General features: G+C 51.9%; 29 protein-coding genes. 15 read left to right on the plus strand and 14 right to left on the minus strand.

Annotated elements, in window-relative coordinates:
• Complete coding sequence (locus AB4K05_RS19145) at positions 1 to 396, plus strand: lysozyme inhibitor LprI family protein (protein ID WP_368481466.1); 396 nt, start codon at positions 1 to 3, stop codon at positions 394 to 396.
• Here AB4K05_RS19145 and rutR read toward each other — a convergent pair.
• The 3 genes from rutR to AB4K05_RS19160 form a co-directional block, all read right to left on the minus strand.
• Positions 393 to 1,031: an HTH-type transcriptional regulator RutR gene (gene rutR, locus AB4K05_RS19150; RefSeq protein WP_368481467.1), complete on the minus strand. Its 639-nt coding sequence runs from the start codon at positions 1,029 to 1,031 to the stop codon at positions 393 to 395. The genes AB4K05_RS19145 and rutR overlap by 4 nt on opposite strands.
• A gap of 113 nt (positions 1,032 to 1,144) precedes the next feature.
• Complete coding sequence (locus tag AB4K05_RS19155; RefSeq protein ID WP_368481468.1) at positions 1,145 to 1,321, minus strand: general stress protein; 177 nt, start codon at positions 1,319 to 1,321, stop codon at positions 1,145 to 1,147.
• Between the two features lie 165 nt (positions 1,322 to 1,486).
• Positions 1,487 to 1,789, minus strand: coding sequence for a hypothetical protein (locus AB4K05_RS19160; RefSeq protein WP_368481469.1), 303 nt, complete (start codon positions 1,787 to 1,789; stop codon positions 1,487 to 1,489).
• Positions 1,790 to 2,100: 311 nt separating this feature from the next.
• Between AB4K05_RS19160 and wrbA the strand changes: the two genes are divergently transcribed.
• Complete coding sequence (gene wrbA, locus AB4K05_RS19165) at positions 2,101 to 2,709, plus strand: NAD(P)H:quinone oxidoreductase (RefSeq protein WP_368481470.1); 609 nt, start codon at positions 2,101 to 2,103, stop codon at positions 2,707 to 2,709.
• A 15-nt stretch (positions 2,710 to 2,724) separates the two neighbouring features.
• Positions 2,725 to 2,952: a YccJ family protein gene (locus AB4K05_RS19170; RefSeq protein ID WP_368481471.1), complete on the plus strand. Its 228-nt coding sequence runs from the start codon at positions 2,725 to 2,727 to the stop codon at positions 2,950 to 2,952.
• Positions 2,953 to 3,011: 59 nt separating this feature from the next.
• Here AB4K05_RS19170 and AB4K05_RS19175 read toward each other — a convergent pair whose 3' ends face one another.
• The 7 genes from AB4K05_RS19175 to AB4K05_RS19205 form a co-directional block, all read right to left on the minus strand.
• On the minus strand, positions 3,012 to 3,695 hold the full coding sequence (locus AB4K05_RS19175; RefSeq protein WP_368481472.1) for an amino acid ABC transporter permease: 684 nt from the start codon (positions 3,693 to 3,695) through the stop codon (positions 3,012 to 3,014).
• The gene (locus tag AB4K05_RS19180; RefSeq protein WP_368481473.1) at positions 3,685 to 4,467 is read right to left on the minus strand and encodes an amino acid ABC transporter permease; all 783 of its coding nucleotides are present in this window, start codon (positions 4,465 to 4,467) and stop codon (positions 3,685 to 3,687) included. The genes AB4K05_RS19175 and AB4K05_RS19180 overlap by 11 nt, the downstream gene beginning before the upstream one ends.
• Positions 4,454 to 5,284, minus strand: coding sequence for an amino acid ABC transporter ATP-binding protein (locus tag AB4K05_RS19185; RefSeq protein ID WP_368481474.1), 831 nt, complete (start codon positions 5,282 to 5,284; stop codon positions 4,454 to 4,456). Before AB4K05_RS19185 ends, AB4K05_RS19180 begins: the two co-directional genes overlap by 14 nt.
• A gap of 1 nt (position 5,285) precedes the next feature.
• Positions 5,286 to 6,113 (minus strand): ABC transporter substrate-binding protein, encoded by an 828-nt coding sequence (locus AB4K05_RS19190; RefSeq protein WP_368481475.1) that lies wholly within the window; start codon positions 6,111 to 6,113, stop codon positions 5,286 to 5,288.
• A gap of 238 nt (positions 6,114 to 6,351) precedes the next feature.
• Positions 6,352 to 7,797: an alpha/beta hydrolase gene (locus tag AB4K05_RS19195; RefSeq protein ID WP_368481617.1), complete on the minus strand. Its 1,446-nt coding sequence runs from the start codon at positions 7,795 to 7,797 to the stop codon at positions 6,352 to 6,354.
• Between the two features lie 121 nt (positions 7,798 to 7,918).
• Positions 7,919 to 9,847 carry a putative bifunctional diguanylate cyclase/phosphodiesterase gene (locus tag AB4K05_RS19200; RefSeq protein WP_368481476.1) on the minus strand — a complete coding sequence of 643 codons (1,929 nt, stop codon included), beginning with the start codon at positions 9,845 to 9,847 and terminating at the stop codon, positions 7,919 to 7,921.
• A gap of 17 nt (positions 9,848 to 9,864) precedes the next feature.
• A complete protein-coding gene (locus tag AB4K05_RS19205; protein ID WP_368481477.1) occupies positions 9,865 to 10,359 on the minus strand; it encodes a molybdopterin-dependent oxidoreductase in 495 nt (164 codons plus the stop codon).
• Positions 10,360 to 10,886: 527 nt separating this feature from the next.
• Between AB4K05_RS19205 and AB4K05_RS19210 the strand changes: the two genes are divergently transcribed.
• Together AB4K05_RS19210 and AB4K05_RS19215 are read left to right on the plus strand one after the other, a co-directional pair.
• The gene (locus AB4K05_RS19210) at positions 10,887 to 11,402 is read left to right on the plus strand and encodes a hypothetical protein (protein ID WP_368481478.1); all 516 of its coding nucleotides are present in this window, start codon (positions 10,887 to 10,889) and stop codon (positions 11,400 to 11,402) included.
• On the plus strand, positions 11,402 to 11,965 hold the full coding sequence (locus tag AB4K05_RS19215) for an RNA polymerase sigma factor (RefSeq protein WP_368481479.1): 564 nt from the start codon (positions 11,402 to 11,404) through the stop codon (positions 11,963 to 11,965). Before AB4K05_RS19210 ends, AB4K05_RS19215 begins: the two co-directional genes overlap by 1 nt.
• A gap of 11 nt (positions 11,966 to 11,976) precedes the next feature.
• Here the strand turns inward: AB4K05_RS19215 and AB4K05_RS19220 are convergent, their stop codons facing one another.
• Positions 11,977 to 13,032: an SDR family oxidoreductase gene (locus AB4K05_RS19220; RefSeq protein WP_368481480.1), complete on the minus strand. Its 1,056-nt coding sequence runs from the start codon at positions 13,030 to 13,032 to the stop codon at positions 11,977 to 11,979.
• 97 nt (positions 13,033 to 13,129) lie between these two features.
• Here AB4K05_RS19220 and AB4K05_RS19225 point away from each other — a divergent pair, with 97 nt between their 5' ends.
• The 3 genes from AB4K05_RS19225 to AB4K05_RS19235 all read left to right on the plus strand — a co-directional run bounded on the left by AB4K05_RS19225 (position 13,130) and on the right by AB4K05_RS19235 (position 15,631).
• The gene (locus AB4K05_RS19225) at positions 13,130 to 14,011 is read left to right on the plus strand and encodes a LysR family transcriptional regulator (RefSeq protein ID WP_368481481.1); all 882 of its coding nucleotides are present in this window, start codon (positions 13,130 to 13,132) and stop codon (positions 14,009 to 14,011) included.
• A gap of 57 nt (positions 14,012 to 14,068) precedes the next feature.
• Entirely contained in the window at positions 14,069 to 14,287 is a 219-nt protein-coding gene (locus AB4K05_RS19230; RefSeq protein ID WP_368481618.1) for a hypothetical protein, read from the plus strand.
• A 156-nt stretch (positions 14,288 to 14,443) separates the two neighbouring features.
• On the plus strand, positions 14,444 to 15,631 hold the full coding sequence (locus tag AB4K05_RS19235) for an MFS transporter (RefSeq protein WP_368481482.1): 1,188 nt from the start codon (positions 14,444 to 14,446) through the stop codon (positions 15,629 to 15,631).
• Positions 15,632 to 15,726: 95 nt separating this feature from the next.
• On the opposite strand, the gene AB4K05_RS19240 is transcribed toward AB4K05_RS19235, so the two are convergent.
• The gene (locus tag AB4K05_RS19240) at positions 15,727 to 16,443 is read right to left on the minus strand and encodes a YebC/PmpR family DNA-binding transcriptional regulator (RefSeq protein ID WP_368481483.1); all 717 of its coding nucleotides are present in this window, start codon (positions 16,441 to 16,443) and stop codon (positions 15,727 to 15,729) included.
• Between the two features lie 264 nt (positions 16,444 to 16,707).
• Complete coding sequence (locus AB4K05_RS19245; protein WP_368481484.1) at positions 16,708 to 17,607, minus strand: LysR family transcriptional regulator; 900 nt, start codon at positions 17,605 to 17,607, stop codon at positions 16,708 to 16,710.
• Between the two features lie 94 nt (positions 17,608 to 17,701).
• Between AB4K05_RS19245 and AB4K05_RS19250 the strand changes: the two genes are divergently transcribed.
• Positions 17,702 to 18,451: a pirin family protein gene (locus tag AB4K05_RS19250; protein WP_368481485.1), complete on the plus strand. Its 750-nt coding sequence runs from the start codon at positions 17,702 to 17,704 to the stop codon at positions 18,449 to 18,451.
• Between the two features lie 127 nt (positions 18,452 to 18,578).
• On the opposite strand, the gene AB4K05_RS19255 is transcribed toward AB4K05_RS19250, so the two are convergent.
• The gene (locus AB4K05_RS19255) at positions 18,579 to 19,370 is read right to left on the minus strand and encodes a PhzF family phenazine biosynthesis protein (RefSeq protein WP_368481486.1); all 792 of its coding nucleotides are present in this window, start codon (positions 19,368 to 19,370) and stop codon (positions 18,579 to 18,581) included.
• Positions 19,371 to 19,620: 250 nt separating this feature from the next.
• Between AB4K05_RS19255 and AB4K05_RS19260 the strand changes: the two genes are divergently transcribed.
• The 6 genes from AB4K05_RS19260 (at position 19,621) to AB4K05_RS19285 (ending at position 23,093) form a co-directional block, all read left to right on the plus strand.
• The gene (locus tag AB4K05_RS19260; protein WP_368481487.1) at positions 19,621 to 20,187 is read left to right on the plus strand and encodes a TetR/AcrR family transcriptional regulator; all 567 of its coding nucleotides are present in this window, start codon (positions 19,621 to 19,623) and stop codon (positions 20,185 to 20,187) included.
• 20 nt (positions 20,188 to 20,207) lie between these two features.
• A complete protein-coding gene (locus tag AB4K05_RS19265; protein ID WP_368481619.1) occupies positions 20,208 to 21,011 on the plus strand; it encodes a transcriptional regulator in 804 nt (267 codons plus the stop codon).
• Positions 21,011 to 21,529: a FidL-like protein gene (locus AB4K05_RS19270; protein WP_368481488.1), complete on the plus strand. Its 519-nt coding sequence runs from the start codon at positions 21,011 to 21,013 to the stop codon at positions 21,527 to 21,529. Before AB4K05_RS19265 ends, AB4K05_RS19270 begins: the two co-directional genes overlap by 1 nt.
• A 677-nt stretch (positions 21,530 to 22,206) precedes the next feature.
• The gene (locus AB4K05_RS19275) at positions 22,207 to 22,485 is read left to right on the plus strand and encodes a BMC domain-containing protein (protein WP_010634659.1); all 279 of its coding nucleotides are present in this window, start codon (positions 22,207 to 22,209) and stop codon (positions 22,483 to 22,485) included.
• Between the two features lie 30 nt (positions 22,486 to 22,515).
• Complete coding sequence (locus AB4K05_RS19280; RefSeq protein ID WP_062778384.1) at positions 22,516 to 22,800, plus strand: BMC domain-containing protein; 285 nt, start codon at positions 22,516 to 22,518, stop codon at positions 22,798 to 22,800.
• A gap of 14 nt (positions 22,801 to 22,814) precedes the next feature.
• Positions 22,815 to 23,093: a BMC domain-containing protein gene (locus AB4K05_RS19285; protein WP_002442217.1), complete on the plus strand. Its 279-nt coding sequence runs from the start codon at positions 22,815 to 22,817 to the stop codon at positions 23,091 to 23,093.
• Positions 23,094 to 23,114: the final 21 nt, after the last annotated feature.

Raw genomic sequence — 23,114 nt, forward strand, 5'->3', positions numbered from 1 at the left:
ATGAAACTTGTCTTACCGGCCCTCGCCTTGCTGCTCGCAAGCAACTACGCGCTGGCGGATGACTGCGCCAACGCCAGCACCCAGGCCGATATTAACGCCTGCACTGTCACCCAATATCAGGCTGCCGACAAAAAGCTAAACCAGACCTGGCAGGATGTTCTAAAACGCGCCCAGCCCGCCCAGCGCGAACTGCTGAAGAAAGCACAAACCGCATGGATTAGCCTGCGAGATGCCGACTGCGAGTTTATCAGCTCCGCGAGCGTTGGCGGCAGCATTCAGCCGATGATCCACAGCCAGTGCCTGACCGATAAAACGCAGGAGCGCGAAGCGTTTCTGGCTTCGCTATTGCAGTGCGAAGAAGGCGACACCAGTTGCCCGCTGCCGCCAGCCAACTAACGTACCCGAATGCCGTCGATAATAATCCGCTGGACGTTCTCGACGGTTTGCTGGAAAAAGGTCTCATCACGCAGTGTTTTACCGGTGACCGCCTCCACCTGAGTGGCAAAATCCGCGTAGTGCTGAGTGGTCGCCCAAATCATAAAAATCAGATGATGCGGATCGATGGGCGCAAGTTTTCCGCCGTTAACCCACGCTGCAATGATTGCGGATTTATCCGCCACCAGCGTTTTCAAATCCCCGGTCAACGCTTCCATCACCAGCGGCGCCCCCTGCAACATTTCTAAGCAAAACAGCTTCGACGCCTGCGGGTAGTCGCGGGAAACCTCAAGCTTTAGGCGGATGTACTCTTTAATCGCCACCAGCGGCGCGAGGTCTTCACGAAACGCTCTCAGCGGCGCCAGCCAAATATCGAGAATTTGCTGCATCACGGCGACGTAAAGTGCCTCTTTTGACGGGAAATAGTACAGCAGATTGGTTTTTGAGACTCCGGCCTGCTCCGCCACCTGCTCAAGGCGCGTACCGTGTATGCCGAATTGTGAAAAGGTATTTAACGCGGCGCTAAGAATGGCCTGTTTTTTGGCGCTCACCGCCTGCGAACGTTTGCCGCTCTTTTTTACTGCATCCTGAGCCATGCGCCCTCTCCATTATATTCACCGCTTACATACTCATTTTGAAGGCTACGGCGCCAAAAAGAAACCGCCGGATTAACCGGCGGCTGGGAGGAACGCGAACTTATCACTCATCGCTAACTATTGCGGTGACTGCCATGGCTATTTTTCCCTCCTTTTTTGCCCGCTTCTGAGGCGCGTTGGGGATCGTTCTTAAAGTTCCCGCCGCTATGCTGGCCCCCCTTACGACCTGCTTCTGATGCTCTATCACGGTCTTCAGCAAAATTGCCTGAACCGCCACGATGGTTTGCCATTACTGACCTCCAGTTGAGAGAACGATACAGTGCATTACGTAGATTAAAGCGTAATCGCCCGCACGGTTGCACGGGTATCTTTAAGGGTAGTCCCCACAGGGGAAAATAGCGGGAAATCGGCCTACAAAAAATGTGTCATTGTGCGTCAATGGCTGTACGCCGGGCCTATTTCAAAATGCCCAGATAGTATCCGTCCTTCATCAGTCTGACTTTGCCGGTGCGATGGTGAAAGACAATGCGGTACGGGCCACAGATAAACACATCGGCATCTGCATTCCACTCCTGCTTGCTTGCGGCTTCACCGTTTACCGTCACCCGGTCACCAATGCGGGTCACCGTGACATCGAAGCCCTGATAAACGCGTTTTTTGGCGATTTGCGCGTACTGTAAAACCCCCTGTACAGGCGTCATCGTACTGACCAGCAGGCTCGCGCCCACCATCACTGCCGCCACCATCAATTTACTCATCTACAGATCTTCGTCATTGTTCTCAGCCTAGGTCAATTTTCCCGTACTCATGGCGCAAAATTGTTGATAACAATCAATCAAATAAATAGTTATCAATCGGTACTATTTGTTTGAATTATTAATACCAGCCAATATCTTCATTCATAAGCAAAACACATTTCGCTCAAACAAACCTCGCATCGTTTACTTTCTAGGCAAACCATCCTCTTTTCACCGATTTATTGCGGGCTTGATGCAGCAGACCCATCATTTGGGACTATGCTTAATGAGGCTTGTTATGTGACCAACCAATTTGACACAGGAGAGTTAAGATGAGTGGAAATGCAAGTGTTCTGGTGCTCTATTATTCGATGTATGGACACATTGAGACGATGGCTAAGGCCGTTGCCGAAGGCGCGAACAAGGTCGATGGCGTTGATGTCGTCATCAAACGCGTACCAGAAACCATGCAAGCAGAGGCCTTTTTGAAAGCTGGCGGCAAAGCACAGGCTATTCCGGTCGCCACCCCGCAGGAACTGGCCGATTACGACGCGATTATTTTTGGGACGCCAACCCGTTTCGGCAACATGGCCGGACAAATGCGGACCTTCCTCGACCAAACCGGCGGCCTATGGGCGTCCGGCGCGCTGTACGGCAAACTCGCCAGCGTATTTAGTTCAACCGGTACCGGCGGCGGTCAAGAACAGACGATAACCTCAACCTGGACCACCCTCGCGCACCACGGTATGGTCATTGTCCCTATCGGCTACGCTGCGCAAGAACTGTTTGATGTCTCTCAGGTTCGCGGCGGCACACCGTACGGTGCAACCACCATTGCCGGTGCGGACGGTTCACGTCAGCCAAGTCCAGAAGAATTGGCGATCGCTCGCTATCAGGGCGAGTACGTGGCAGGACTGGCTGTCAAAATGAAAAGCGAATGATTTAGGGAGTGAGATATGCCCACACAAGAAGGCAAAGCACATCGTATTGGCGAATGGGCCAGTTTGCGTAACACCTCACCGGAAATCGCCGAGGCGATTTTTGAGCTGGCGAAATACGATGAAAAAATAGCGGAAAAAATCTGGGAAGAAGGCAGCGATGCTGTTCTCGAACTGGCCTTCAGCAGAACGGATAAAGATGCGCTGTTCTGGGGCGAGCAAACCATAGAACGTAAAAACGTCTAATTCACAACGCTCATACGCCGACAACCGGGCCTCCGGAAGTCGGCGTTTTTGCGCCGCAGTTACGCCGCAGACCGCCTTTGCCAGCGTTTGGCTACCCGTTCTAAGCCAAAACACAGCAGGTAATAGACCACGCCGATAAAGACAAATATCGCCGTCGGATAGATCTGCACCCGGTTATTCACCTGCCCGGCAACCGTGGTCAATTCCGGCACGTTCACAATAAACGCCAGCGACGTATCCTTTAATAAACCAATAAAAATGCCGACCAGCGACGGCAGCACATTGCGCAGCGTCTGCGGTAACAGAACAAGGCGTAAACTCTGCCCGGCGCTGAATCCCTGGGTTAGCGCCGCCTCATATTGCCCGACGGGCAACGCCTGCAGGCCCGCCAGCACCGAATGCATCACCATCGCGGCGGTAAACCAAGCCAAAGCCAACGTCACCGTGACCGCTCCTGGCATATCGCTCCCCGTTAGCATCGGCAGCAGATACCACAGCCAGAAGATGACAAAAATGAGCGGGATACCGCGAATGATCTCCGCCCACAGATACAGCAAACGCCGCGTGGTGCCGGGAAAACGCCACGCGATGCAGGCCAGAACAATCCCCAGCGGCAGCGCCAACGCCCCCGCGCCTATCGCCATCATTAACGTCAGCGCAACCCCGCCAGGCTCTCCCGCCGCCAGCCTTCCCCACAGCAGGTAGTCAAGGTTGTCGTAAATGACCGCCAGATTAGCGTTCATGCGAAATATCTCCCTGTACGCCGACGGTTTCCTGAATACGCTTTGCCTGCCCCACCGGCCTTGGCCCCAGACGGGTCAATAGCAGCCCCAGCGCCACGCCGGTCAACAGATACAGCACCGTGCCGACGGCAAAAGCCTCCAGCGCATGCGCGTTGTAGCTTTCGATTTGTCGTACCTGATAGGTCAGCTCAGCAAAGCCGATGCCGCTAGCCAGTGACGATAGCTTCATCAGATTCAAATACTGCCCCACCACCGGCTGCCAAGCGTTAGCCAACCCCTGCGGCAGCAGCACATGGCGGAGCAATGCGGAGGTGGAAAAGCCCTGCGCCAATGCAGCTTCACGCTGCCCATTCGGCACGCTTTGTAGCCCGGCAGCGACTTCTTCAATCAAAAACGCCGAAGTAAAGACCCCCAATCCCCACGCCGAGCACAGAAATTCTGGCGTGAGCCACCAGACATCACCCGGCAGAATTGCCCCGTCGTGTGGAGCGTTGACGAAATCGCGCAATCCTTGCGGCAAAAAATTCCACGCCGCGAAGTACCAAAACAGCAGTTGTACCAGCAGCGGGGTATTGCGAAAGACCGACACCCAACCGGCAGTGATCCCCCGTCCCAGCGCCCCACCCGCCAAGCGCAGCAGTAAGAATAGCGCCGCCAACATGCTTGCCAACACGCTCCCGGCAAGCGTCACCCACAAGGTGGTGAGAAAGCCGGAAATGATCCATTGCAGCGGCTGCCCGGCCAGCACGCCTTGCCAGTCAAAATGCATCATCACTCGTCCCTGCCTGATGCAGCGGGTTTAACACCTTTTGCAGAAAACGGACCGCGCGCGGATGCTGCGGACGGGCAAAAAATTCAGCAGGCGGAGCCACTTCCAGCACGTCACCGCCGTCGATAAACACCACCCGATCGGCGATTTCGCGGGCAAACTGCATTTCATGGGTGACGACAATCATGGTGATGCCGCTGTGGGCCAGCGATTTCATCACCTGCAATACTTCGCCGATCATCTCAGGATCCAACGCAGAAGTGGGTTCATCAAACAGGATGATTTGCGGCGAAGAGGCCAACGCCCGGGCAATCGCCACACGCTGCTGCTGGCCACCGGAAAGCTGGGACGGCATGGCATGCGCTTTTTCAGCAAGCCCTACGCGTTCCAACAGTTCCACCGCCCGCCGTTCGGCATCGCGTCGCTGCCAGCCGTGTACCGACTCCAGCGCGAGGGTAATATTCTGCGCCGCCGTCAGGTGGGCATAGAGATTAAATTGCTGGAAGACAAAACCAATCCGGCTACGTAACTGGCGTAACGCCTTGCCGCCAAGCTGGCTTGTCGGTTTGGCATCCACCAAGATTTCGCCGCCGCTGAGCGTTTCTAGCTGGTTGATAAGCCGGATCAGCGTCGATTTCCCCGAGCCTGAAGGTCCCAGTATCGCCACCACTTCGCCGGCGTTAATTGACAAATCGATGCCGTTTAGCACCCGATGACGTCCGTATTCTTTCACCACCTGACGAAACACCACGCTGGCGTTGTCGAGATGTGAAAAATCCGCGGCCTTAGCCGCGGAGTGAGGGAGTAAAGCCGACAGCATATTATTTTGCTTCTATGGTGAATGAACGTGGCTGTGGTGCTTTGGTTGATGGGCCAAACCAAACAGCGTAAATTTTTGCCGCTTCACCAGATTTCTCCAGTGACACCAGCTCATCGTTCACCGCTTTCAGCAACGCCGGCTCGCCTTTTTTGACGCCAACGCCAATCTCTTCTTTGCTCAGCAGATCCGGCAGGATTTTAAATTTCGCTTTGTCCGGCGCTTCGCCCAGCAGCCCGGCCAGAATGGTGCTGTCTTGGGTAATTGCCTGTACGTTGCCGTTGCGCAGAGCGGTCAATGCCAGTGGAATATCATCATAGGAGAGTACGCGAGCCTGCGGGAAGCGCTGATGCAGCGTCTGTTCACCGGTGGTGCCTTTCACCGCACCAATGCGGGATTTGCTGTAGTCATCCAGTTTGTCGCCGCCGCTGGCAGGTACCAAGAACTGCTGACCGGTAACAAAGTACGGCGTAGAGAAATCAACCACCTGGGCGCGTTCCGGCGTGATGGTGATATCGGCAACAATCAAATCGGCTTTACCGGACTGCAGGAGAGGAATGCGGTTCGCAGGGTTGGTTGCCACCAGCTCCAGCTTCACGCCTAACGACTTGGCCAACGCTTTGGCGAAATCGACGTCGTAGCCCACCAGTTCGTGGGTTTTGGCATCCACGGAACCAAACGGCGGGTTGGCGTCGAAGGTGGCGACCTTCACCACCCCTTTCGCTTTAATATCTGCCAACTGGTCGGCGTGCGCCGTGAATGCGGTCAACCCGGTTGCGGTCAAACCTACCAGCAGTGCAATCTGTGTGAGAGTCTGTTTAGTCTTTGCCATAACGTGTTCGCTACCCTGTTTTTGTATTGTCTTTTTACGCTCCCACACAGCCTTTGGCGGAACAAATAACGATTCGTTATTCCTTATATCGAAAAGGGTTATAGGCTAGTGATTTGTTATTTAAAGGTAAAATAATGCGCTATCCGCTAACTTTTGCGCAGAAACGCAAAAGCTTCGACATAATTTGTCTTAGCAACGACGAGGATTAATGGCTGAAATAGGCGTGACGATGACGTCTTTACTCTGTCGTCATTTGCTGGTCAATCCGCTTGAGCATATACGGGAAGAACGGGTTGGATGACATCCGCATTAAGGCATCAAGTTCAACCGCCAGTACCGAACGTTCCCCACGCGCGGCAAAAGTGCCGAGGCTAATACCGAATTGGTTGCGGGGCTGGGGCTCGCTTCCGTATAAGGAGTCGGTTGTTGGGTATGGCAAGGCAATATGGGAAAGTGAAAAAACATCGACAGGATAACGAATACCCAACGGTTCGACACGCTCATGTTCCTCACCTACCGGCGTAATACGGGCTTCGGTCTCGGTGGTGGTCGGTGTGATTGTTGATATCACCGTCACCCCGTATTTTCGCGGCGGCGGTGGAAGTAACCAGGATAAAGCAGTGTAGGATGAAGGCCGCATTAGCGGCATCACCGTCGCCGCTTGATTGAGGTCAAACAGCACAATTTCGCTGCCGTTTGCCGGAAGATTATCATATAACGCCGAGATGACTGCGCTGCTGCTGACCGTTGAGTCGACCACGGACTGGAAGGTCAAAACCGGCGGCAACGCCTGCAAACGATGCGCACGAGCATCGGTCATAATTTGCTTTTGCAGCGCCTGCGTTAGCTCATAGGATTGACGCGCCGCGTTGACCGGGAACGAGTTATATTTGAAGGGATTATATTCTGGGACAATACCGAGCCAGGCCGCTTTGGCAAAGGCGGGAAAGACTGCAGGCCAGCCGGCAATGCCGGCAAAGCGCGCATAGGCCGTCAGGCCAATCATCGGCGAAATAAGCACCAGTTGCTGCGGTTTTGCCAGCAGCGGATTATCCAAGGCGTCCAGCGTATATTTCATCGCCAGCGCGCCGCCGTTGGAGTAGCCAACAATATGCAGCGGCAGGTTTTTTCCGCTGAGCGCTTTGGCTTCCCGCACCGCCAGACGGGTTGCCGCCAGCCAATCCTGCCACTCGACGTCCGTTAGTGCGCCGGGCACCGTGCCATGTGCCGGCAACCGGATACCAACAGCAACATAGCCCTGTTGCTGATAATTCACCGCGATATGCCGCAGGCTGTAGGGGCTGTCGGTTAAGCCGTGTAGCAATACTACGGCCCCTTTAGGCTGGCCCTGCGGTTTTAGAATATAAGAACGATTCCAATCGCGGCTGAAATGCTCCGGGTATGTCGAGCTTTTCGCGTAATAACGATTAAGCGGCACCTGTTGACGGCTTTCTAATTTATCGGTGACGGCGGCGCGAACCTCTTTAAACAGGGAATCTTCTGCCTTGATATAATCTTCCCAGCTCGCTTTATCGATATCTTGCGCCGTCATTTCATGTGGCACAAAAGTATGCCAAATCTGCAGTTCAGGCTGGCTTTGAATATCGAAAATACGCGTTCCTAATACGCCAAGCAGAATGAAAACAACAAAATAAGCAGCCCGTTTAGTCCATTTTTTCAGCATGAGATTGGCCTCGCCCTTTTTTGTGTTTTCTCGTGCAGCCTGAGTGGCATCGTTAGCGGAGTCAATCAGTTCGGGTTTACAGTCATTATTCATATGCAGTTCGGGCAAAAACGCTCTCGATTTACCCGTTCCTAATTTTCCCATCCACACACGATTGAGGTTTGCCGAACAGATACCCTTGGCCGAAATCGCAGCCCAGTGCCTGCAGGCTTTCCATCTGTTCTTGTGTTTCCACCCCTTCCGCGATCGTCTTCATATTAAGGGATTTCGCCATACCGGTGATAAGTCTGATGATGTTAAGGGCATCGTCCTGCGTCGAGACGGAATTGACAAACGACTTGTCGATTTTTATTTTATCGAAGGCCAGTCGGCTCAATCGCGAAAGCGATGAGTATCCGGTACCAAAATCATCGATGGAGATTTTCACGCCCAGCGCTTTGAGCTTATTAAGGGTGTTCATCGGTGTCGCACTTTCCGTAAACAGAGAAGACTCCGTCACTTCCAGCTCAAGACGATCGGCTGAGAGGCCCGTTTCTTTCAAAATGGACAGCACGATTCCGGCAAAGGCTTTACTGCTGAGTTGGACAGGAGAGACATTGACTGAAATTTTAGCCGGAACCTTCCACGCGGCGGCTTCCCAACAGGCCATTTCCAGCACAGAGCGCCCCATCTCGTTAATCATGCCGGTTTTTTCAGCAACGGGAATAAAGCTATCCGGTGACAGGATGCCCTTTACCGGATGTATCCAACGAATGAGGGCTTCATAGCTGTAAGTTTCCATGGTGAATAAATCAACAATTGGCTGGTAATAAACCACGAATTCTTTGTTCACCAATGCTAACGCCATATCGTGCTCAAGGGTGCGGCTTTCTTGCAGTTTTTCCAGCATATATTGCCGGAAGACCTTAATCTTCCCAGAACCTTCACTTTTTGCTTCATAAAGGGCCAAATCAGCGAATTTATACAGAAAATCTGAGCGGCGTTCCGTGCTCGAAATAACGATGCCCACACAGGTGGTAATGTTGATCATCGTGTTATAAATCGTGTAGGACTGGTTGATGGCGTCGCAGATCTGTTGGGCCCGAGAAACGGCGCGACTCTCCGTCAGGCCACTCGACAGAAACGCAAACTCATCGCCACCTAAGCGATAAAGCGTATCGGAATTCAGCCCCATGGAGCTCAGGCGTTGAGATATCTGGCGTAATAATACATCACCGGCATCATGGCCATAGGTATCATTGACCTCCTTAAATCGGTCGAGATCGAACAACATCACCGTCACGGAATCATTATTTTTTTCTGCGCGCTCAATCGTTTTATTTAAGTTATCCCAAAAGAAGAGTCGGTTATTCATCTCGGTAAGAGAATCATGGTAGACGTCATACTCCAATCTGGCATTCTGTACTTGCAGTGTTTCTTTCGATTCTTGGAGTTCTTCGGCAAGGTTTTTTACCTGAAGATGGGCCTTGAGGATATTTCTGTTCTGGAAGAATATTAGCACGCCTAATATCGCACTCAGTATTATCAGCAGTACCGATGTCGCTGAATAAATATAATACAGAGTCTGAATTTTGAAGTTGGCATTGTTTATGGCGTTAAGATCTTTGTTTAATGCACCGGATGAAAGGCTGCTTAGCGGCGCATCCAGCGTATACATCACCTTCAAATAGGCCTGAAGGTCTGAACGACTCATTTTTTCAAGATGACCATCCAGATATTTAAGCGTGTTTTCAAGCTTTAAGGCCAGTTCATGATGCGCTTTGGTGCTATCGACATAATGCCCCAGATCGCCTTCTTTCATAAGGTCACTCTGGCTAAGCATAATGTCGAGACGCAGGCGCAGATCATCCTGCGTCATCGTTTCATCAATAGTGTAAAGACCAAGCCATGATTCGAATCGGTAATACTCTGATACCAGCTGCGCCACTGACCAAGAATTGGCATAGTGAGTCAGTTTCTGTAGCTCTTGTTGCCTTTCATGCACAAGGAAAGAGATATACCCCGTGGCTAGAAAAAGGGAAAAGATTATGCCAGCCAGTATTCTGTTCATGTTGATCTTCTGAACCCCTACTCAATGCTCATGCGGTTAACCTGCCATGCCGATCTTGAATAAAAGACCTGATTATTCAGTTCAGGCATGCTGTCGTAGGGATAAACGATAAACAACGGCCCCTTATCACGGATACGCATATATTCTCCGTCGACTTTTAAGGCCAGGATGACATTGTAATTTTTGAAATCGCTAAGCGGGATAACCGTGGTGTAATCATTAAGCGCCGTCACCTTAAGGATAGAACCTTTGGCCCCGAGGTAATCCATTAACTTTTGCATTGGAATACCCGTAAAGGTGGTGCGTCCATTATACCAAGGAGAGGTGGTCTGGATGCTTTCCATGCCCAATTTCTCAAGGCTAGCGATATCCAAAACGGCTTTGCCATCCGCATTGGTGTTTTCTATATTACCGGACACGGTTAAAATGACTTTACCAGTAGGTTTGGAAAGTTCTCCCGCCCAGACCTGTGTGCACACCACCAAGCTTAAAAACATGACAATTACACGCATTTTAACCTCACCTATCTACTGGATGTAAAAGAATTATAATTTAGATATCGTGCTATTTACACATGCTGCCTGGCTAATATTGAAGCATTAAGCCCTTTCTCATTATAGCTTACTAAAATCAACAGGTTAACTCTATTTCATTTTTTAAATGGATTCAGCAAGATCGCTACTTTTATTTGATGCTGACTAATTTTCATTACCACTGAGCAAAAAACAAACGATATATTTACCTAGTGCAATTAAACACACATAGATATAAAGGTTTATTGCATTGTTTGACCATAAAGCAGGGTTCTTTTCCGGTGGTGGATTTAATCATCCTGCTGCCCAAACGCGGGAACAAGCCGGTCTAGGCAGACATGGGCTCGATTGACGTTTCGGCGGCCCAAATGGCCCCCTAACCATCACGGATTGAGCGCAGCAAAAATCCATCAGCAAAAAAAATCATTTTTCTGGCAATATTTCTGCGGCTCATTCGTCTACCTCATCAGAAGCAACTTTTAAGTTATCTATTGAGGAGTAAAAACATGAGAGATTTTGATATGCATAAACGGGGATGGGGTCACGGTCTTGGATTTGGCCATCGATCATTTGCAAAGCCGATATTGATTGGCATCGCATTTGTCGCATTGCTGGCGCTGCTGGTGATGTCACTGTGGAACGCCGTGTTGCCCGCGTTGGTTGGCGTAAACAGCATGGGTTTCTGGCAGGCGCTGGGGTTATTGGTACTGTGCCGCATTCTGTTCGGCGGGCTGGGCATGCGTCCGGGGATGTTTGGCCGGGGGCGCGATCGTCGCCGCATGCACGAGCGCTGGATGCAGATGACGCAGGAGCAGCGCGAGCAGTTTATGCAGCATCGCCGTGGCGGTGGCTGCCATCATGAAAGCCGTGGGCACCATCATGGTGAACATCGCGGGCATGGCTATGGTCATCATCGCGGTGGGTCTTGCGACCAGAGCGAACGCCGTCAAGATAACGCCGCCGTGCAGCCTAATGCTCAAGAAACTGAAGAGCAAAAACCTGCGGGAACCGAGCGTGAGTGATGAGCGCTGACAAGGCTAATGAGTCCCTCATCCTATCAGCGCTGGCCGCCTGTCGGGCTAAATTATCAGCCTTCATTCGCGGCCGTACCGCGGTTCGCGATGATGCGGACGACATCCTGCAGGAAGTCACCTACCAGCTAATAAAGGTGGAACAGCCGGTTGAGAACGTCGCGGCTTGGCTGTTTCGCGCCGCACGCAACGAAATCACCGACCGGGCGCGGAAAAAGCGTGAACTCCCGCTGTCTTTCTATGATGACGACAGCGAGGAAGATGACGCCTTTTTGGAAGATGAGCTGGCAGAAACCTTATTTGGGGTCCCACAATCGCCAGAAGAGGAGTATCTGCGCGAACTGGTGTGGCAAGAACTGGACAAAGCGCTTTCTGAACTCCCTGACGCCCAGCGCCACGTATTCGAGAAAACGGAGCTTGAAGGCTACAGCTTTAAAGCGCTGGCAGAGGAAACCGGCGTCAGCGTACAGGCCCTGCTGTCGCGCAAACACAAGGCCGTACTGTATCTGAGAACTCGCCTACATACGCTTTATGATGAACTGATGCAGGAATAGTTTACGCATTTTTAAGGGATAACCCGCGCGGCACGTAGCTGGGTAAACAGACTGAAAAACATCTCGTCCGTTGCCTGCATACGCGGGAATCCCGCTCGGCGTAGCTTGCTGCCATCGCCAAACATGTCGTAATCCCAGCTAAACACGAAATCGGCAAATTGACCGTCGCTCAAGCGCAGGATATCCGCCTCCACCAGCCCCTCCCCGGCCAGTTTACTCCAAAGGTCACGGTAGTCGTGAAAGAGCTGTTGAAACGACAGATTAACCGGCGGCGCAGCTTCCAGATCAAACCAGCGTGCAATAAGCGGCCACAGCTCGCTCCAACGCCAAATATCACCATTATTGACGTTAAAAGCCTGGTTTTCTGCCGTCGATGAAGTGGCGGCCCACAGCGTCGCGTCGGCCAGCAATCCGCTGTCGGTGTGATCAACGATACTGTGCCAAGTCTGCTGCGTACCGGGAAAACGCAGCGGTAGCCCCTGTGCTTTGCACAGCGAGGCATACAATGCGATGCTCAGCGCCAGATTCATGGTATTACCGGGCACCGCGCTACCCACCACCCCGGGCCTAATCGCATTCCAGTGCCACGATTTGCCACGTTGAAACTCGGTGAGCCACGCGAGCTGTGCGGCGTTAAATTCGGCACCGGGTACGCCAGGATCGCTTTCCCGCGCTGGTGTTTTGAACGGCCCAAGGTGGGCGCCATAGACTTTGTAGCCCTGCATCAGGCTGACCGTCTGCAACGGTGAGGTTTTCTCAACGTGGCTGACCAAATTACGCAACATGGTCACATTCGGGGCCACCATCTCCGTCCAGTTCGCTGCGTTTACCCAAGCGCTGTAAAATATGTGAGTCACACCGACCAAGGGCTGTAGCATCTGCGCACTGTGCTGAGCGTCCAACAAGTTCACATTCACTAGCGGAATATTATCCGGATGAGTGCTTGCCCGATGCCTCAGACCGATTACCTGCCACTGATTATCCAGCAGCGTTTTGACCATCTGCCGACCGACAATACCGCTGGCGCCCGCAACCAGCGCGACCTTTTGTGGCTGTATCTTACTCATGGTGTTTCTCCTGAATGGGTGACAGATACAGTTTGATCTATTATTTTTTCTAGACATATCCCGTAAATCTGATGGCACTTATAAGCAGAATCATTAAATGAACAATAAGCTCAATGCCATTGCCACCTTCCTACGCGTTGCCGAAGCCGGCTCTTTTTCCGCCGCCGCTCGCCAAAGCGGGGTCAAACAATCCGCCGTTAGCCAGCAGATAGCCGCGCTTGAAGAAGAGCTAGGCGTCGTCCTGCTGCATCGCACCACGCGGGCGATGGCGCTGACCGAACAGGGAAAAATATACCGTCGGGACATGACCCTGCTGCTGGAAGCGATGCAGGAGGCCGAAAGGCGTCTTGCGCCTGCCGACCCGCAATGGCAAGGCAAGGTGCACGTGCAGTTGCCGAGTGGGCTGGGGCAGATTTTTTTGCCGCACCTGCTGGCGCTGCAGCATAGAAACGCCGGATTGCAGCTGACGCTTTCGCTTGATGACCGTCTAGCCGATTTGGTTGTAGAAGGGGTGGATGTCGCACTGCGCCTGAGCCATGAGCCGCCGCCATCGCATGCTGCACGCCCTCTTGCACGAATTGAAACCGCGCTGTACGCCGCTCCCGGATTTACGCCGATTCATTCCGTTGACGAATTAGCGGCCCACCCGCACGTGCGCTTCAGCGGCATTGCCCAAGACGCCCCGCTACGGCTGGTCGCGGCTGATGAGACTGTCGACGTGAAGGTGAATACCATATTTCGAGCCAACACCAGCGCGGCATTGCTGCTGGCACTTGAGTCAGGTATCGGTATCGGCGGTATGCAGCGGCCCCTCGCCGCCGAGGCGCTAAAAGCCGGCAGACTGGTGCCGGTGTTACCCGCCTATCGGCTGCCCGACCGCTTCTTGTATGCTGTTTATCCCGACGCTCGTTTTATCCCTCAGCGGGTTCGAAGCGTTATCAGCGTGGTTGAACGCCTGCTACTTGAGATGAGCGATTAACGACATTTTGTCGATGCCCCGGTATGGTGGCGATATTGAGGTAAAAGGAAAACTATGATGCTGATTTACGATGTATTTGGCCGACATATTGGGGTGCAACGCCAGGATGACCGCTGGCTAGTCTTTCGTGTAGATATGTCGGAGCAAAAATTCTCTCGGCTTTATGACGTCATCATTCCCGACGACCTTACGGAAACCGAGATAGTCGGGTGGCTTGATGATATTTTTCATGAAGCGGCTACGGCAAAACATCCCGATGTCACACGGATTCGATGAATATTAGGATTTTAGCGGCATAATCGGGCAAGTACGGAACACGGTTCATCGAGTCTGTGACTCAAAGTGAATGCTTTCGTCTTTTGATTCACTTTTTATTATTGCTCATTCATGTAACATAACGATCAAATTTTATTTACAAATTGAGCCTGAGCAATGGATCTTGAAAACAGTGTGGGTGGCCATCGTCAGTTGAGTACCGCGATTTTCGGTATGATCGTGTTGACCTTAGGTATGGGGATTGGACGATTCTTATACACCCCGATGCTGCCGGTCATGTTACGCGAGGGGATCTTTACCTTTTCGCAGCTCTCTTTAATCGCCAGCGCGAATTATGCCGGCTACCTAGTCGGCAGCCTGCTGTTCTCATTCGGTATTTTCGGTGGTCTGAAAAATATCAGAGGCCTGTTACTGGCCTGTGCGCTGGTTACGGGAATACTTATTTTTGCCATGGCGGCGATCGCACATCCTGAGCTGGTGATATTAATCAGATTTATGGCCGGTGTGGCGAGCGCAGGCATGATGATATTTGGTTCGATGCTGATGCTACAGCACACCCATAATCCGTTTGTCATTGCGTCTTTGTTTGCCGGTGTGGGAATGGGTATTTTTATTGGCAATGAATATGTTATTGCCGGTATCGCTTTCGCATTGCATTCCAAACTACTGTGGTTCGGTGCTTCAATCCTCTCGGCTGTGTTATTCGTGGCACTGATTATCTTGCTGCCGAAGCGCCAACATAGTCTTCCTTTACTAAAAGCAGCCGCCTCATCTGAACCAAATATCCAATGGTGGAACTTGGCGCTATTATATGGCCTAGCGGGATTCGGCTATATCATTGTCGCCACCTATTTGCCGTTAATGGCCCGTGGCGTCGGTAATCAATTTCTGGCCAATCATATCTGGTCCATTGTCGGCCTTGCGGTTATTCCGGGCTGTTACGGCTGGCTGTGGGCGGCCCGCAGATGGGGTATTCTGTCGTGCCTATGCGTGAACTTGACCGTACAGGCCACCTGCGTGGTCATGGCCTCGTTTATCCATTCACCGTTACTCTTAACGCTGAGCTGCGTCGGCTTTGGTGCCACTTTTATGGGAACCAGCTCATTAGTTATGCCGCTGGCGAAACGCATTCATGCGCCGCAAAAAATTAATTTACTGGGGCTGGTGACGCTGACCTATGGCATTGGGCAAATTGCCGGGCCGTTAATGGTGAGTGCATTCCAGAGCAATAATAATGGTATGACAATTTCAATACTTTCGGGTGCCTGCGCTTTATTTATCGCCGCAGGCATCAGTTATATTCAGCACAACAAAGTAAAACGTTGCGCGGCAATCAGGAGCTAATATGGCTTACATCGACATAAGATCCTGATGCGCTTTTTCATAATCAACTTATTAATTAAAAATCTGCCGTAATGACAGATTCTTTTAATAAGCAATTAGAGATTGGCAACGTTATGATATACCTTCTGAACATCATCGTCAGCTTCAAGGGCATCGACAAGCCCTTCGAAGATTTCTAAATCTTCTGCTGGAAGTTCAATTTCTGCTTGCGCAATCATTTCTAATTCAGTGGTTGAGAATTCAGTAATGCCAGCGGCTTTTAACGCTGAAATACCTTTATGTAGGTCTGTAGACTCAGTATAAATAATGATGTTGCCTTCTTCTTCGGTGACATCACGGACTTCAACTTCAGCTTCAAGCAAAATTTCAAAAATAGCGTCTGGGTCAGTCCCTTTAAATACAATCACCCCAGTATTGTCAAACATATAGCTGACAGAACCTGCCGCCCCGATATTTCCGCCTTTTTTATTGAAGATTGAGCGGATATTGGCAATGGTGCGGTTAACATTTGAAGTCAGCGTTTCAGCGATGATCATTGAACCGTTTGGTCCAAAGCCTTCATAACGCCCCGGCACGAAGGTTTCATCTCCGCCGCCTTTGGCTTTATCAATCGCTTTATCAATAACGTGTTTTGGAACCTGGGCTTGTTTCGCACGCTCAATAACGAATTTTAAAGATGAGTTTAATTCTGGATCTGGGTCACCTTGTTTCGCAGCGGCATAGATTTCCACACCGAATTTTGCATATACATTAGACGTCGCCCCGTCTTTAGCCGTTTTTTTAGCAACAATGTTGGCCCATTTACGTCCCACTGGAATGCTCTCCTCGAAGATTTATTTACATGAATGGCAGATTAATTATTCCGCACATTTTACCGCCGCATTATATCACGACATGTAAATTCTCGTCTACGAGAACGCAAAACAGTAAAGTTTTACGAGATGTTACTTTATTTTTACCATTAGTTAATATTGCGGATAAGTTATTTCCGAAAGTCTTTCAGGTTCTGTTGTTATTATTCTTAATAATTGAACGGCAGCAATGCAAACTGCTGACTCCCCTCTCTCGGTTCAAATCTATTTGTTACCGCCAACCCCAGCGAGAGCTTCACGTAAATACTGCATCAATACCGTCACCCGAACCGGGGTAAACTGGCGAGATGGCCGCACTATCGACAGAGGCAACGGCGGCGGAGCATAGCGCTCCAGCACCGGGACTAACGTGCCGTCCTGCAATGCCTCTTCGACGATATACCCCGGTAGCATCGCAATCCCCAGGCCCTGAATCGCGGCTTCGCGCAGTACATCGCCGTTATTCGCAGCCAATGGCACCCGAACGTCCAGTTCTTGGTCGCCGTAGGCAAACGCCCACTCATCCCGCGTAGACAGGAGTGAATAATGCAGACAGTGGTGGTGCTTTAATTCAGCGGGTGATTCCGGCTTGCCGTGAGTTTTAAGGTAATCCGGGGAGGCACAATACAACCGCGGCATCATCGCAATGGGCAAACTGACTAAAGATGAATCTTGCAGTTCGCCGATGCGCAAAGACAGATCGATGCCTTCGTTGAGCAGATCGCTGACCCGGTCTTCCAACTGCAGCGTCACGGTAATCTGCGGATACTTTTTCAAAAAAGCAGGAAGTAGCGGAGCCAGTTTCTGGGTGCCAAAACTCAGCGGCGCCCCCAGTCGAATAATGCCGCTGTAGGTTTCCTGGGCACAGTTAAGCCGTTCTTCAGCCTGTTCGAGTGCGCTAAGGATACCTAAAACGTCTTGGTAAAACTGCTGCCCGCTGGGGGTTAAATCGAGCTGGCGAGTGGTGCGATTGATGAGCTTGACGCTTAGCGCCGCTTCCAGCGCGGAAACCCGCCGGCTAATGGCCGCGCTGCTGGCATCAAGCTGGACGGCAGCATTATAGAAGCTGCCGCTTTCAACGACGGCGACAAAGCTGCGAAGTGAGATGAGGTCGTATTCTTTCATTTTGCGTAACGGTGTCTTACCTAAACCCTGATTTATCTGTATGAATCCCCTGCCTATCATACGTGCATTAGATAAACACCGAGGAACATCTGTTATGGCTAATCATTATCGTAAAAAAGGCGCAGAGCTGCTGCATTATCTGCCAGCCAGTGAATATCATCCAGCGAACACCTATTTTCATTTTTCATTCGCCAACTATTACGATCCTGAAAACATGCACTACGGCGTGCTGCGCGTAGTAAACGACGATGATGTTAAACCACACAGCGGCTTCGATCGCCATCCGCATAAAGATATGGAGATCGTCAGTTATCTGGTGAAAGGCAATTTGACCCACTGGGACAGCGCGACGCAGGTCGAAGATGTTCTGAGCCGTGGGCATGTCCAAACGGTCACCGCTGGCAACGGCGTATGGCACTCAGAGCTGAACAACCATGACGATTGGTGTCGCTTCCTGCAAATCTGGATCCTGCCACCAGAACAAGGTTTGGAAGTCCGTTATGAAAACCATAAATTCACCGACGAAGACCGCGAGAACAAACTGCTGCATATCGTCGGCAGTCTGCAAAATGAAGACGATGCGCCGCTGCATCTGAATCAGGATGTGAACATGTTCGTCAGTGAGCTGACCAACAGCGATGCAGAAGTGACCTATGAACTCAAAGCCGGTCGTCAGGCCTATATCAACAGTATTGAAGACAGCGTAAAGGTCGACGGCATTGTGACATTGGATGAACGGGACTCACTCGAAGTTGTTGGGCCTGCAACGCTGACCTTTAAAGCGAAAGACCAACACGCGCACTTTATCATTATTGAGATGGGCGAATGGTCTGATGCGCAATAAGTCGCTCAGCTAAGGGAAGACACGCGGTAGGCCGGATAAGCAAAGCGCCATCCGGCACCGATTGCCGGATGACGGCGTAAACGCCTTATCCGGCCTACCGCTCTCCTGCAACCTTATCAGCTCACCGCTAGCGCAATAAAACCTTGCCAATTAAATAGGTCGTCGCCTGTCCACCAATATGCACCCGTTCGCCCAGCAGCTGACAGCGTAAATCACCGCCGCGTTCAGACACCTGTCGCGCCAGCATCTGCGTTTTATTGAGTTTTTCCGCCCAATAAGGGATCAGCATACTGTGCGCAGATCCGGTCACCGGATCTTCCGCAACCGCCTCACCCGGGCAGAAGAAACGGCTGACAAAATCGTATTCCCCCTCTCCCGGCGCCGTAATACAGACCATTTTGCCCAGCGGGATCATCGCATTAATGTCCGGGCGAACGGTGGCAACCTGCTGCGCATTCTCCAACACCACCATGTAATCTCGCGCCACGCGAACCTCTTTGCACTCGGTAATGCCCAATGTTTCCAGCAGCAAAGGCGGCGGTGAAACCGGCTCCGTTTTCCACGCGGGGAAATCAAGCGTTAACCATTCACCATTGCGGGTCACGGAAAGTGGGCCAACAAAACGGGTGTCAAAATGAATCCGCGTGTCGGGGTAATCAAGGTATTCAAAGATGACATGAGCAGCCGCAAGCGTGGCATGGCCGCAAAGGTTGATTTCCCCCTGAGTAGTGAACCAGCGCAATTCAAAACCGCTGTCAGTGGTGACAAAAAAAGCGGTTTCCGACTGGTTATGCTGTTTAGCCATTTTTAACAATGTCTCATCGGGTAACCATTCGGCTAAAGGGCACACGGCCGCAGCATTACCGCCAAAGGTCGTGGTGGTGAAAGCATCGACCATATAAAAATCAATTGGATTCATGACATAAACCTCTGATCATTTTCAGGACAGCAAGCGTTCTAACATGCCATGAGAACGGGTAATTTCGTATGTTTTTCTGCACCTACGGTATTGAGCTGCGATATCTCCTGCCAACGCCCATCAGTTCATCGTCCTATCCATACGATAAATTGTGACCTCACACGCACTACCCACAATCCTAATAGGGTTACTTCCGCACCTTTGATCGCTATCAAAAATTAACATACCGTCTGGTCGGTATGATCGCGGCATGAATATGGAAATCCAACACCGCAAAAAAGATCCGGTTCGCTTATATCAGCAGTTGCTGGAATCCGCGGCCATGATTGCCGGCCGGGATGGCATCGCCGCCCTGTCGCTTAACGCCGTCGCTCGCGAAGCTGGCGTCAGCAAAGGCGGGTTAATGCACCATTTTCCCAATAAACAAGCGCTTATCTTCGCGCTGTTCGCCCGCTTACTGGCGATTATGGAAGAAGCTATCACCGCGTTGATGCAACAGGACGGCGTCAGCTACGGCCGTTTTACCCGCGCCTATCTGAACTATCTCGCCGACCTGACGGATACTCATGAAAGCCGTCAATTAATGGTGCTGTCGCTCGCGATGCCCGACGAGCCGGTGCTGCGAAAATGCTGGCGCGACTGGATGCTGGAGAAACTGGCATGTGGCGATGAGCTTGATAACAGCCCCACCGGCACGCTGGTGCGCTACGCGGCGGACGGTATCTGGCTGTCGGAGTTAACGGAAGGGATAACCATGAGCGCCGAGCACCGTCTGGCACTGGTGGCCTCTCTTAATAAGATGACGCTTCCCGCGTGAAGCCCACTGCTGAGGCCGCGATGCGCTACAACATCAATGCCCGTTTTATTTATGACGCGACGGACGGCACGTTAACGCTGCCGCAAAGCGATGAGCCGGACAGCCAGCTGTCGATCACCGCCAGCGCCCTGCTCTATTTTTTCCTGCGCAACACCGGCATTATCAGCCGCGATGAAGTGCTGAAAAAAGTCTGGGACGACAACGGATTAACCTCGTCTAACAGCAACCTCAACCAGTATCTGAGCATGCTGCGCAAAACGTTCCGCCACTACGGTATCGACAATATTATCGTCACCGTCTCGCGCGGCTATCTGCAGCTCAATCCAGAAGTCATTATTGAAGCGCTTGATGAGTCGCCCGCCGCACCTTTGCCGCTTCCCAAACCGCTCGCCGACGAAGCACAGCCAGTGGCGGTTGAAGAAGCGCCCATTGAGCCGCGCACAGCACATGCCCATGGAATGTGCTGGTACATGGCAGGTGCTGCCCTGCTGGTGATTTCGCTGCTGCTGGTCGTATTCAGTTGGGTTGGGGTCAGCGAATCGCGGCCGATTGCCCTGAGCCAAATAAGCCACAGCCAGTGTGAACTGCTGGCGAGCGACGAAATGCTGCGCTCGGTTTCCGCCAACGAATACGGCAAAAATTTCGACGAAGTCCGCCGGCGGCTGAATGTCACCTGTAAACCCGGCGAGCGCTTCTTGTTCTTCTACGGCGACAGGCTCGAGACCAACGGCCTCGGGCGCGTATTCCTCGCCCATTGCGCCATGCACGAAGACAATCCGTTTAGCTACTGTGATAACTACTTTTACTACTCTTGGAAGCCGTAATGAGACTCGCGCCGCGTCCGTTTTTTGCCCTGTGCTTGGTGGTCTTTATCGCCGCCGTCGCCTTCTGCGCCTGGCAACTGCTGCCCGCCAAAAATGACGGTGTGATGAGCTGTTCAACCAAGGGCATCATGCGTTTTGAAAACATGGACCAGGAAAACGTCAACGGCAATATCCACTTTACCTTCGGCAGCCACGGCAAAGGTTCGATGGTGGTGGAAGGGTATACCGACTCCGCCGCGGGCTGGCTCTATCTCCAGCGCTATGTCAAATTCACCTATAGCAGCAAACGCATCTCCGCCACCGAACGCCACTATCGGATAAGTCAGTGGGAATCTAGCGCTTCGTCTATCGACCAGTCCCCCAACGTCATCTTCGATTATTTTATGCGCGAAATGTCCGACAGCCACGACGGGCTTTTTCTGAACGCACAGAAGCTAAATGACAAAGCTATTTTACTGAGTTCCATCAACTCACCGCTGTGGATCTGCACGCTGAAGTCCGGCAGCAAGCTAGACTAGTCCGTCGCGTATCGTAAAAGACCATGCCTTTATAGGGCTGCTGCTCCCAGCAATGCCCGGTGGCGCTTCGCTTACCGGGCCTACAACACCCTCTCCACACCCCATCTGTAGGCCTGATAAGCGAAGCGCCATCAGGTACAGTCTTCGCTTGCCGAGCCTACAACACCCTCTCCGCACCCCATCCGTAGGCCTGATAAGCGAAGCGTCATCAGGCACAGCCGCCAAGGGTTAGGCATAAACACCAGATAGACCCACTCATTTAGTGTGATCCACCGCACATTGCATTTTTAACCCACTTTTCCCGCTGATAAAAAAGCATTTTTTGCGTTTAGGTTCCGTCATAAAACATGATTCCCCCCACAGTTCCCTGTCGGCCTTTTTACCCTGCCAATGTAATTATTTAGCAATTTTATAACACACAAAGCCCTCGGCAAAAACGCACTAAAACTTGCCACATCGAAAGCAAAATCCACACCGAAAAATCAGCATGAATAGATAAATAGACCACCATAAAAGGCTAAATTAAAGAACGATATTCTAAATCAGCATCACTGACAGATTTAAATTCCAACATGCCTCCCCTTCCCTATAGTAACCCTCGAACGCCGCTGCCGTGGGTTAACGCCGTGACACGGACGGTTTTCCTGAAATCACACAACAGTCCAGAGGAGAGAACCATGGGTGATGCATTAGGGCTTATCGAAACGAAAGGTCTGGTGGCCTGCATTGAAGCCGCGGATGCCATGTGCAAATCCGCCAACGTTGAGCTGATTAGCTACGAAAACATCGGCTCCGGCCTCGTCACCGTGATGGTGAAAGGTGACGTCGGCGCGGTGAAAGCAGCGGTCGATTCCGGCGTGGAATCCGCGCAGCGAATTGGCGAAGTGGTGACGTCGCTGGTGATTGCACGTCCGCACAACGACATCAACAAAATCGTCATTAAACACAAGGCGTAAGCCACAGAGCATAACGCTGGGAGAACGCAAATGGGTGATGCATTAGGTCTGATTGAAACCAAAGGTCTGGTGGCCTGTATCGAAGCGGCAGATGCGATGTGTAAAGCCGCCAACGTCGAGCTTATCGGCTACGAAAACGTCGGCTCCGGCCTCGTCACCGCGATGGTGAAAGGCGACGTCGGCGCGGTAAAAGCGGCGGTTGATTCCGGCGTGGAATCCGCACAGCGCATTGGTGAAGTGGTGACGTCGCTGGTGATTGCGCGTCCGCATAACGACATCAGCAAAATTATCTCGCACTACAAAATTATCGAGTAACCGGAGAAAACATGATGAAAGAAGCGCTTGGTCTGATTGAAACCAAAGGTCTGGTGGCCTGTATCGAAGCCGCAGATGCGATGTGTAAAGCCGCTAACGTCGAGCTTATCGGCTATGAAAACGTCGGCTCCGGCCTCGTTACCGCGATGGTCAAAGGCGACGTTGGCGCGGTCAACGCGGCGGTCGACTCCGGCGTAGAAGCCGCGAAACGCATTGGTGAAGTTGTCACCTCCCGCGTGATTGCGCGTCCGCACAACGACATCGAAAAAATCGCGGCGCAGCACAAGGCATGACTGAGCGGGCACGCCCCGTCT

This window comes from Kluyvera sp. STS39-E (assembly GCF_040932435.1).
Taxonomy (GTDB): Bacteria; Pseudomonadota; Gammaproteobacteria; order Enterobacterales; family Enterobacteriaceae; genus Kluyvera.